Origin of the sequence: Flavisolibacter ginsengisoli DSM 18119 (assembly GCF_900129295.1) — a bacterium.
GTDB classification, from domain to species: domain Bacteria; phylum Bacteroidota; class Bacteroidia; order Chitinophagales; family Chitinophagaceae; genus Flavisolibacter; species Flavisolibacter ginsengisoli.
Genome location: NZ_FQUU01000002.1, coordinates 405,869 through 417,987, shown reverse-complemented (window position 1 = coordinate 417,987; position 12,119 = coordinate 405,869). Strand labels below are relative to the sequence as shown.

At 42.3% G+C, this 12,119-nt stretch carries 2 protein-coding genes, 2 tRNA genes and 3 rRNA genes (1 of these 7 cut by a window edge); all 7 read left to right on the top strand.

The genetic code is table 11. The features are described 5' to 3' along the window. Positions 1–49 (top strand): 16S ribosomal RNA (locus BUA53_RS03895) (its annotated part extends 1,235 nt beyond the left edge of the window); the annotation flags it as partial. A 145-nt stretch (positions 50–194) separates the two neighbouring features. Further along, a tRNA-Ile gene (locus tag BUA53_RS03890) sits at positions 195–272 on the top strand. Positions 273–372: 100 nt separating this feature from the next. Then, a tRNA-Ala gene (locus BUA53_RS03885) sits at positions 373–446 on the top strand. A 319-nt stretch (positions 447–765) separates the two neighbouring features. Further along, positions 766–3,650, top strand: a 23S ribosomal RNA gene (locus BUA53_RS03880). 149 nt (positions 3,651–3,799) lie between these two features. Next, positions 3,800–3,911: ribosomal RNA gene (rrf, locus tag BUA53_RS03875) — 5S ribosomal RNA — on the top strand. A gap of 187 nt (positions 3,912–4,098) precedes the next feature. Then, a complete protein-coding gene (locus BUA53_RS03870; protein ID WP_072833922.1) occupies positions 4,099–4,419 on the top strand; it encodes a hypothetical protein in 321 nt (106 codons plus the stop codon). Positions 4,420–4,564: 145 nt separating this feature from the next. Beyond that, positions 4,565–12,109: a GAF domain-containing protein gene (locus BUA53_RS03865; protein ID WP_072833921.1), complete on the top strand. Its 7,545-nt coding sequence runs from the start codon at positions 4,565–4,567 to the stop codon at positions 12,107–12,109. The last annotated feature ends 10 nt before the right edge of the window (positions 12,110–12,119 follow it).

Here is a 12,119-nt window from a genome sequence, read left to right as displayed (position 1 = left end):
GTCGTAACAAGGTAGCCGTATCGGAAGGTGCGGCTGGAATACCTCCTTTTTAGAGCACGTTCCTCTGGGTCCGCCCAAGAGGTAACATTGGCTTACCTGCTGTTGTTTCCATCTCTTTCAAATTACTTAAAGAAGTTCTTTTACAAGTTTTTAAAAGTAAACCCGATAAAAAGGGGCTACAAGATACACCAAACAGATCCGTAGCTCAGCCTGGTTAGAGCACTACACTGATAATGTAGGGGTCACCAGTTCAAATCTGGTCGGGTCTACCACAGAAAGCTGCCGGTGATTAGTTGATGAGGTGAAAAGTTGAAAAGGTCTTCATTTCTTGTCAACTGCCACAAGACCAGTAACTAGTCAACCTTTACAGTAGGGGGATTAGCTCAGCTGGCTAGAGCACCTGCCTTGCACGCAGGGGGTCAACGGTTCGAATCCGTTATCCTCCACAATATTTTCGATTGGCAATTGTCAATTGGGATATTGAGGGAAAACGAAACAGTTCTTTCAAACTAAGATGGTAATAATCCATTAGGGATTTTGACTGGATCGTATCCAGGTTATCAGCTAAAGACCATTTAGGGTTTAGTATTCAATATTACATATTCGATATTAAATTTTAAATCGGTTAAGTTCTTTGACATATTGGAAAAATCAAAAAAGTTGTTAGACGAGAGTCTATTGAACGATCACATAATAATTTAGTATCGCCAAGTTTTTGGTGGTCTGAAGTTGTTGTGGTCGGGTAACAAATACAATTTCAAATTTTTTAAAGCAACTAAGGGCACATGGTGGATGCCTTGGCTCTGAGAGGCGAAGAAGGACGTGGTAAGCTGCGATAAGCTGCGGGGAGATGCACACAATCGTTACATCCGCAGATTTCCGAATGGGACAACCCGGCATGTTGAAGACATGTCATTCCGAAAGGAAAGCCAACCCCGAGAACTGAAACATCTAAGTACCGGGAGGAAAAGAAAATAAATTAATGATTCCCCAAGTAGTGGCGAGCGAACAGGGAACAGCCTAAACTTGATCGGCGTGCCGATTGAGGGTTGTAGGACCACATTTAGAAACTGTCATCAAGCTGAATTTTTTGGAAAATTGAGCCATAGAGCGTGATAGCCGCGTAAGCGTAAATTGACAGGGACGAGTGGTATCCTGAGTAGGGCGGGACCGGAGAAATCCTGCTTGAATCTGCCAGCACCATCTGGTAAGGCTAAATACTCCTCAGAGACCGATAGTGAACCAGTACCGTAAGGGAAAGGTGAAAAGCACCCTAAACAAGGGAGTGAAATAGTACCTGAAACCGTGTGCCTACAAGCGGTCGGAGCATAGCAATATGTGACGGCGTGCCTTTTGCATAATGAACCTACGAGTTGCTCCTCACAGGCGAGGTTAAGTTCTTAATTAACGGAGCCGTAGCGAAAGCGAGTCCAAATAGGGCGCATTAGTCTGTGGGGGCAGACGCGAAACTTTGTGATCTATCCATGAGCAGGCTGAAGGAGGGGTAACACTCTCTGGAGGGCCGAACCCGTTAGCGTTGAAAAGCTCTGGGATGACTTGTGGATAGGGGTGAAAGGCCAATCAAACTGAGAGATAGCTCGTTCTCCCCGAAATGTTTTTAGGAACAGCGTCGCATTTTAGAAGTTTATTAGAGGTAGAGCTACTGATTGGGCTAGGGGGCTTCACCGCCTACCAAACCCTGACAAACTCCGAATGCTAATAAATATCTGCGGCAGTGAGGCTGCGGGCGCTAAGGTCCGTGGCCGAGAGGGAAATAACCCAGAATAACAGCTAAGGTCCCTAATACGTAGTTAAGTTGATCAAACGAGGTGGGGTTTCTATAACAGCCAGGATGTTGGCTTGGAAGCAGCCATTCATTTAAAGAGTGCGTAACAGCTCACTGGTCGAGAGACCCTGCACGGAAAATAATCGGGCATCAAACTACGAACCGAAGCTTTATGATTGCACTTCAGAGTGTATATCGGTAGGGGAGCATTGAAATCAGCATCGAAGGTGTACCGTGAGGTATGCTGGAGCGATTTCAAAAGAAAATGTAGGTATAAGTAACGATAAATAAGGTGAAAAACCTTATCGCCGAAAGTCTAAGGGTTCCTGATCAACGTTAATCGGATCAGGGTTAGTCTGGTCCTTAGGTAAACCCGAAAGGGGTAACTGATGGAAAACTGGTTAATATTCCAGTACCGGCATTCATTTCGATGGGGTGACGCGGAAGTGACCGACACACGATGCTTACGGAATAGCACGTTTAAGTATGTAGTTATATTTTTTGCAGGTAAATCCGCAAAGGATGGCGAAGTACGAAAGTATCTGAGGGCTTCGGCCCGATGGAGTGTCCTAATAGCCGCCGAGAAAAACCTCTAAGGTTCAGGTGAATGCTGCCAGTACCGCAAACCGACACAGGTAGACGGGATGAGAATTCTAAGGCGCTCGGGTGAGCCGTGGAGAAGGAACTAGGCAAATTAACGCTGTAACTTCGGGATAAAGCGTACCGCAGCGATGCGGTCACAGTAAAATGGTTCAACCAACTGTTTAACAAAAACACAGGGCCCTGCAAAATCGTAAGATGACGTATAGAGCCTGATACCTGCCCGGTGCTGGAAGGTTAAGGAAGGGTGTTCGGAGGCAACTCCAAAGCTCCTGACTGAAGCCCCAGTAAACGGCGGCCGTAACTATAACGGTCCTAAGGTAGCGAAATTCCTTGTCGGGTAAGTTCCGACCTGCACGAATGGTCTAATGAGTTGAACACTGTCTCCTCCACGAGCCCGGTGAAATTGTAGTATCGGTGAAGATGCCGGTTACCCGCCACGGGACGGAAAGACCCCGTGAACCTTCACTACAACTTTGCATTGATTTTGAACAACCGATGTGTAGGATAGTTGGGAGACTTTGAAGCTGTGTCGCCAGGCATGGTGGAGTCAACGTTGAAATACCAACCTTCGTTTGTTTAGGATCTAATCCAGTAATGGAAACAGTGCATGGTGGGTAGTTTGACTGGGGTGGTCGCCTCCTAAAAAGTAACGGAGGCTTGCAAAGGTTCCCTCAGTACGGTTGGTAATCGTACGTAGAGCGCATCAGTATAAGGGAGCTTGACTGTGAGACATACAGGTCGAGCAGGGGCGAAAGCCGGCTGAAGTGATCCGGTGGTTCTGCATGGAAGGGCCATCGCTCAAAGGATAAAAGGTACTCCGGGGATAACAGGCTGATCTCCCCCAAGAGCTCATATCGACGGGGAGGTTTGGCACCTCGATGTCGGTTCGTCACATCCTGGGGCTGGAGAAGGTCCCAAGGGTTCGGCTGTTCGCCGATTAAAGTGGCACGTGAACTGGGTTCAGAACGTCGCAAGACAGTTCGGTCCCTATCTGTGGTGGGCGCGAGTAAATTGAGTGGACGTGACCTTAGTACGAGAGGACCGGGTCGCACGTACCGCTGGTGTATCTGTTGTGCCGCCAGGTGCAGTGCAGAGTAGCTATGTACGGCAAGGATAAACGCTGAAAGCATCTAAGCGTGAAACCTTCCACAAGATGAGTTTACTTTTAAGAGCCGTAGTAGACGACTACGTTGATAGGCTACAGGTGTAAAGCTAGTAATAGCAAAGCCGAGTAGTACTAATTGCTCGTACGCTTTAATTTTTTTTTACTACCTGCCCTCAAAGGCATGGTATAGATAGACTCTCTCCTAACTCCTTTTTTGATCCAATATGTTAATCTTATTATATAGCTATGGTGCATAGTGATGGTTCATCAAACCAGGAACTATAAACCAGAAACTATAAACTCTTTATGGTGGTTTTGCCGAGGGTGTTCACCTCTTCCCATACCGAACAGAGAAGTTAAGCCCCTCATGGCCGATGGTACTGCACCAAAATGCGGGAGAGTAGGTAGCTGCCATATTTATTAAATGAAAGCCTTTCAGAAATGAAAGGCTTTTTTTATGCCCCTGTACCAAATCAACTCTACCATACTATTATGATTTTTAAATGCTGAAACATTTTCCTTTTAGAAGGAACCAGGTTCAATGAAAATGGTGCATTATCTAAAGCAGCAGAATTGTACATTATGTACTTCTTAATTTTGAATCATGCCTGTTTGTGTTAGAATAAAAGAGAATTCACAAATTGCCAGGATAGCTGCCTGGAAATTGAATGCCCCGTCTGTAGCTATCGTGTTTGGCTTGACCATTCATTTATGGAAAGTTGATAAAGACAGCTTTGTACAAAACCAGAAATGGCTTATGCATGAAATGGAACATGTACGTCAATACCAAAAATTAGGTTTTGTAAGATTTCTATGGCAATACTTATTGGAATCTATTCGCAAAGGTTATCATAATAACCGCTTTGAAGTGGAAGCACGCATGGCTGTAGAGAAGAAATATGACCCTGATTTTCTTATTTTATAATGCCCCGGGTTTATGTTATATTTATAAACAGCTTTTTATTTATTGTCTATTGTAAGTTTCTGAATTCTTACCCCAAAGGTTTATAGAAGACGAGATCATCCAATCTGCTATTCAAGAACATTGATTCTTTTATAATTGATCTGCTATGACCTTACTTAATTCCTGCTTTAAGAAACTTGAATACGTACTTTATTCAGGATTGCTATTTTTTCTTCCTTTTTCCGCAATTTCCCAAAGTAATGCTGAAAAAGGTTTGCCTTTTATAACCAATTACCTGCCTAAAACTTATAAGGCTCTTCCACAAACATGGTGTGTGATGGAAGACAACAGGGGAGTTATGTATTTTGGGATACAGAATGGTATCCTGGAATACGATGGTGTTAAGTGGAGAAAAGTTCAGTTTAAGAACATTCCTGTGGTTACAAGGGCGCTGGCTAAGGATAAGAACGGAAGGATCTATTATGGTGCTATAGGAGATTTTGGATTCCTTGAACAGGATAGTGTGGGACAAACAGTTGGCCGCTCTTTAATAAAATACGTGCCTGCTGCTTATCGTAATTTTTATGATGTATGGACAATTCATGCTGCGGATGAAGGGGTATACTTCCAGTCTAGAGAACTGATAGTGAGATTGAATTCAAAGAATGAGGTTAAGGTTTGGAAACCAAAGGCCAGGTTTATGTATTCTTTCTACATCGATGATAATTATTATGTGCATGAACAGGGACTAGGCCTCTTTAAGATGGTCAATGATTCACTACAATTGATTCCTGGAAGTGAATTTTTGGGGCAGGAACGCATGCAGGTTATGTTACCCTATGTTACCCCAGGAGAGGAAAAAAAGACAAGTGAGAAAAAATACTTAATAGGATTATTTTATAGTGGTCTTTATCTATTCGATGGCAAAAAATTTCAACCTTTTGCTTCGGAAGCTTCTGAGCTTTTAAAATCTGGTACTTTATATAAGGGTGCGAAAACAAAGGATGGTTTTTATGCACTCTCCACTACCGGAAAAGGCCTGGTGGTTATTGATGGAAATGGAAAGATTATACAACAGATCAATCGTGATGTCGGACTACAGGATGAATCTGTTTATGCGGTATATGCAGATACTAAGGGAACACTATGGCTGGCTTTGGATAATGGGATCTCAAGAGTAGAAACATCTTCTCCTTTAACACAGTTTACAAACCAGTCAGGAATCAATACGGCCACACTTGTAATTGATAGGTTCAAGGGAACCCTGTTCCTGGGCACAACTAACGGCTTGCTTCGCTTCAATGAAAAGACTTCGAAGTTTGAACCTGTTCATGGAATACCACCTAATCAAACATTTACCTTATTAGCAGACAATAATAACCTGTTGATACCTAATGATGGTCTTTTTATGTTACAGGATGGTAAAGTGAAAAGTATACAGCCTTCTATTGGTGGCAATATGCAATTGGCAGGGATGCTGCAATCAAATAAATATCCAAACCTATTATATGGTGGTGCTACTTCTGGTGTAAAGATATTCACTAAAACCTCATCTGACTGGAAGTACATAGGGCCGCTGCCGAACCTCGACGACCAGGTATGGACGTTCTCAGAGAATAATGATGGTTCTGTTTGGGCTGGTACGCAAAGTGGAGTTGTTTATAAAATCACTCCTGCTTTTGATCAATCAGGTCAGCCGGTACTTAGCAAATTTGGATATCAACGTTATGGCGAAGAACAGGGTTTAAAGAATGCACAGGGTAATGTATATAAGATCAAAGGTGATACCTGGTTCCCCGCTGAGGGAGGTATTTATCGGTTTGATTCAAGAAGGAATACCTTTTTCACGGATACTAGTTTTGGGAAATTTAAAAGTGGTGGAAAGGAGGAATTTTTTATTACAGAAGATAAGGGGGGCAGGGTCTGGTTGCGGTTTGGTAAGGAAACCATTATTGCTACTCCACAGCCTAATGGAAAATATCGTTTAGATAAGACAGCCTTATTGCCCATTGCCGACAGGTCTTTTTCCAGTATTTACCCCGAGGATAATGGAATTACCTGGATATGTACAACTGATGGCCTGGTTCGTTTTGATGAAAAACTGGAAAAGAATTATAACCAGGATTTTAAAACCATATTAAGGCATGTTACTGCAGGCAATGAAGTTTTAAACCCATTAACAGGGGATAGTACTTCTTCATCCATTTCCTTTAAAAATAGTACACTTCGTTTTGAATATGCTGCCCCATTTTTTGAACAGGAAGATAAAACACAATACCAGACCTGGCTGGAAGGTTTTGAAAGCGGCTGGTCAGGATGGGACAACAATTATTATAAGGAATACACTAACCTTCCTGATGGTCATTACAAGTTTCATGTGAAGGCTTTGAATGTATATCAAAAGCCAAGTGAGGAAACTATATACACATTCGCCATTTTACCACCCTGGTGGCGTACCTGGTGGGCTTACCTATTTTATGGACTGGCTGCTTTGGCTGTTGTGTATTACCTGGTCAGGTGGCGTACACGCCAGTTGGAAGCCAAGCACAGGGTGCTGGAACACACTGTTGCTTTAAGAACTGCTGAATTAAGCCATCGTGTAGAGGAACTTGCCGTGATTAACAGGGTACAGGAAGGCCTGGTTAGCGAAATGGAAATGGAAGGGATCTACAATATGGTAGGGGAAAAAATACGGGAGATATTTAATGCACAGGTAATAGATATAGTTACCTATGACAAGAAGACCAACCTACTGGAGGATCATTATTCTTTTGAAAAAGGCGACAGGACAAAAGTTGGTAAATGGGAACCTAAAGGGTTCCGGAAACATGTTATCGATACGGGGCAGGTATTTGTCATCAACAAAGATCTTGATGCCCTGAGCAAGAAATTTGACAGCCAGGTCATTTATGGTGAACAGCCAAAATCAGCTGTATTTGTACCAATGATCTCTGGTGGTGAAGTTAAAGGCATGATCAGCCTGCAGGATCTTGATAAAGAGAATGCATTCTCCGATTCATCGGTTAATTTATTGACTACGTTGGCTAATAGCATGAGCATTGCATTGGAAAGTGCAAGACGGTTTGATGAGACCAATCGCTTACTTAAAGAAACAGAGCAACGTACAGCTGAATTAGCTGTAATTAACAGTGTGCAGGAAGGATTGGCCAAGGAATTGGATATGCAGGCCATTTATGACCTGGTGGGGGATCGTATTCGTGATGTATTCAATGCACAGGCAGTCATCATAGCCACACTTGACCAGCAAACAGGCATGGAGGAATTCAAATACCTTATTGAGAAAGGAGAAAGGTTTTATTTGAAGCCACGACCCTATGATAAGTTGCGTCAGCACCTGATACTGACCAGGGAAAAGATCCTGATCAATAAAGATTACGAAGCAGCCGCTTCAGAGTTTGGCTTGAAAGTATTACCAGGAACCGAATATCCCAGGTCCCTTTTGTTTGTTCCATTAATGACAGGAGACAAGGTCAAGAGTTATGTTAGTCTTCAAAATATTGATAAAGAAAATGCTTTCACTGACTCGGATGTAAGACTGCTGGAAACACTTGCCAATAGTATGAGTGTTGCTTTGGAAAATGCCAGGTTATTTGATGAAACCAACAGGTTATTAAAAGAAACTGAACAACGGAATGCAGAGCTAGCAGTTATTAATAGTGTACAGGAAAGCCTGGTGGCCCAGATGGACATTAAATCTATTTATGAATTGGTAGGCGAGAAGATCCGCGAAATATTCAATGCACAGGTGATTGATATTGTTACCTATGACCCGTCAAAAAACCTGATAGAAGATCAATATGCTTATGAAAAGGGAGACAGGACCATTTTGGGACCACGAGCGCCAAAGGGTTTCCGTAAGCATGTTCTAGAAACAGGCGAATTGTTGTTGCACAATGAAAATGTAGCCAAGGCAGTCCAGGAATTTGAGAACGAGATATTGATCGGTGAGATGCCTAAATCGCAAGTGTATGTGCCAATGATAGCCGGTGGCAAAGTAAAGGGTGTTATTAGCTTGCAGAACCTTGACCAGGAGCATGCCTTCAGTGAATCAAATATCAGCCTGATCACAACACTTGCCAATAGTATGAGTGTCGCATTGGAAAGTGCAAGGCTGTTTGATGAAACCACCCGGTTGTTGAAAGAAACCGAGCAAAGGAATGCTGAACTGGCTGTGATCAACAGTGTACAGGAAAGCCTCGTTGCAGAAATGGATATGAATGGGATCTATGAGTTGGTAGGTGAAAAGATGCGGAAGATATTCAATCCACAAGTGATCGATATAGTTACTTATGACAGCCGTGCTAATTTAATAGAAGATAAATATTCCTTTGAAAAAGGAGACAGGACATTGGTTGGGCCAAGGAAGCCGAAGGGATTTAGAAAACATGTCATCGAAACAGGGCATATCTTATTGCACAATAACAATGTAGAAAGAGCAATGCGTGAATTTGGGAATGAAATCCTGATTGGGGAAACACCTAAATCACAGATATATGTTCCCATGATTGCTGGGGGAAAAGTAACTGGTATCATCAGCCTTCAGAATATTGATCATGAAAATGCATTTTCAGAATCTGATGTGAGCCTGCTTACTACATTGGCCAACAGTATGAGCGTAGCGCTGGAAAGTGCCCGCCTGTTTGATGAGACAAACCGGTTATTAAAAGAGACAGGTCAGCGCAACGCAGAGCTGGCGGTGATCACCAGTGTGCAGGAAAGCCTGGTGGCGCAAATGGATATACAGGGCATCTATGACCTTGTTGGTGAAAAGATGAGGGAGATATTCAATGCGCAGGTAATTGATATTGTAACCTACGACAGGAAGACCAATATTATAGAAGACCGGTATGCCTATGAAAAGGGTGATCGTACCTTGTTGGGCCCTCGTGAACCACACGGATTTAGAAAGCATGTAATTGACAGTACCCAATTGCTGGTCATTAATAAGGATATGGACAAGCTCAGGTCACAATACGATAATACTGTTATTGTTGGCCAGGCTGCTAAATCCCTGGTATTGGTGCCAATGATGGCGGGAGGAGAAGTGACAGGTATTATCAGCCTTCAGAACCTTGACCAGGAAAATGCTTTTTCTGATTCAGATATAAATTTATTGACGACGCTTGTAAATAGTATGAGTGTCGCTCTTAAGAGTGCCCGCCTTTTCGATGAAACAACAAGGCTTTTAAAAGAAACCGAACAGCGTACAGGTGAGCTGGCAGTGATAAACAGTGTACAGGAAGATTTGGTCAGGGAAATGGATGTACAAGCTATTTATGATCTTGTAGGTAACAGAATCAGCGAATTATTTGATACACATACAGTCATCATACGCACGCTTGATGCAGGGAAGGGAATGGAACAATGGCGATTTGCTTTAGAAAGGGGTGAAAGGTTTTACAATGAACTACGCCCGATGATATGGGCAAACAAACAACTTATAGCTACACGTGAACCATTACTGATCAATAGCAATTACCTGGAAACCGCAAAGAAATATGGTGGAACAGGAGTTAGTAAAGGGCAGCCTCCGAAATCTGCACTATTTGTTCCCATGATCGTAGGTGATGTAGTGAAAGGATCGGTAAGCCTGCAAAATATTGATAAGGAAAATGCTTTTACTGAATCAGACCTAAGATTGCTGACCACTTTGACCAATAGCATGAGTGTAGCGCTTGAGAATGCAAGGTTGTTTGATGAAACTACACATCTTTTGGCTGAAGCAAAACAAAGGGCTACTGAATTAAGTACAGTAAACAGCATCAGCAAAGCTCTGGCTTCGCAATTAAACCCTGATGAATTAATAGAATTAGTGGGCAACCAGATGAAGGACCTGTTCAGGGCCAATATCGTGTACCTGGCATTGTTAAATCAAAAAACCAGGATTATTCATTTCCCTTACCAGTTTGGTGATAATATGTCGCCAATAAAATTGGGAGAAGGCCTGACATCCAAAATCATTCTTACCGGTGAACCTTTATTGATCAATAAAGATGTTGAAGAACTTAGATCTCATTTAGGAGTACAACGTGTGGGTATTCCGGCAGCATCCTACCTTGGGGTGCCTATACCAGTTGGGGAAGATATCATTGGGGTATTAAGTGTTCAAAGCACTGAACATGAAAACAGTTTCAATGAAAATGACCTCCGTCTTTTGTCCACCATAGCTGCATCAGTGGGTGTGGCTTTGCGGAACGCTAAGTTGTTTGAGGAAGTGAAACAGGCAAAACTGGAGGCAGAAGCTGCCAGTAAAGTTGCAGAGAAAGCAAATGAAGCCAAAAGTGCATTCTTGTCAACTGTAAGCCATGAATTAAGAACTCCTCTTACCTCTGTTTTAGGATTTACAAAAATCATCCGTAAAAGACTTGAGGATAAGATATTTCCTGCTCTTGACAGGAGTGATGGAAAGAATGAAAAAACAATCAACCAGATATCTGAGAATCTCAACGTGGTGATTTCTGAGGGTGAAAGATTAACTCATCTGATCAATGATGTTTTAGACCTGGCTAAAATTGAGGCAGGTAAAATGGAATGGAATTTCGAAAAGGTTTCTTTACCAGAAGTTGCAGAGCGGGCTATAATGGCAACATCCTCTTTATTTGAACAGAAATCACTTCAACTAGTAAAAAATATAGATACCAACATTCCGGAAATATCAGGTGACAGGGATAAACTGATCCAGGTGATCATCAACCTCATCTCCAATGCGGTAAAATTCACTGATTCAGGTTTCGTGACTTGTGATGTTTACCGCAAGAAGGATGAATTGATTGTCAGTATAACAGATACCGGTATTGGAATAGCAATGGATGATTATTCGGCAGTTTTTGAACAATTTAAACAGGTAGGTGGAGATACACTAACGGACAAGCCTAAGGGAACAGGCCTTGGCCTGCCTATCTGTAAAGAGATCGTTGAACATCATGGTGGCCGGATATGGCTTGAAAGTGAAGTTGGAAAAGGAAGTACTTTTTCTTTTGCATTGCCTGTAATTCAAACAGAAAGTGTTCAACCCATACATTTAAATGAATTGGTAAAGCAACTTAAAGTGCAAATGGCCCAGTCAACCATCCAAATGGATGGACAAAATTCGACGATACTTATAGTGGATGATGAAGAAGCTATACGCTCATTACTACACCAGGAATTAAGTGAGGCTGGCTATTTGATTGAAGAAGCATCAAACGGCAAAGATGCACTCGAAAAGATCCGGGTAAATAAGCCTGATCTTATCATATTGGATGTAATGATGCCGGAAATGAATGGATTTGATCTTGCCGCTATATTAAAGAATGATCCACAGACAATGGATATTCCTATTATCGTATTGTCCATTGTGCAGGATAAGGCACGGGGGTATCGTATAGGAGTAGATCGTTATCTCACCAAGCCAATTGACACAGCACAATTATTTACTGAGGTGGGTAATTTATTGGAACAGGGTAAAAGCAGGAAAAAAGTTATGGTTGTAGATGAAGATTCAGCTGCTGTTAGATCATTGACAGATGTATTGCAGGCAAAGGGTTACCACGTAGTGGAATCAGATGGGACTGCCCTTGTACAGACAGCTATAGATACCCAACCAGATATTATAATACTCAATTCAGTGCAATCAGGTAAAAATGAAATGGTACAGGCATTACGCTTTGAGAAAGGGCTGGAAAATGTTTTATTCTTAATGTACCAGTAAACTACTTACT

What these genes read in the sequence shown, in the direction of transcription:
- BUA53_RS03870 (WP_072833922.1), top strand. Translation starts at nt 4,099, where the DNA reads ATGCCTGTTTGTGTTAGAATAAAAGAGAATTCACAAATTGCCAGGATA.
- BUA53_RS03865 (WP_072833921.1), top strand. Translation starts at nt 4,565, where the DNA reads ATGACCTTACTTAATTCCTGCTTTAAGAAACTTGAATACGTACTTTAT.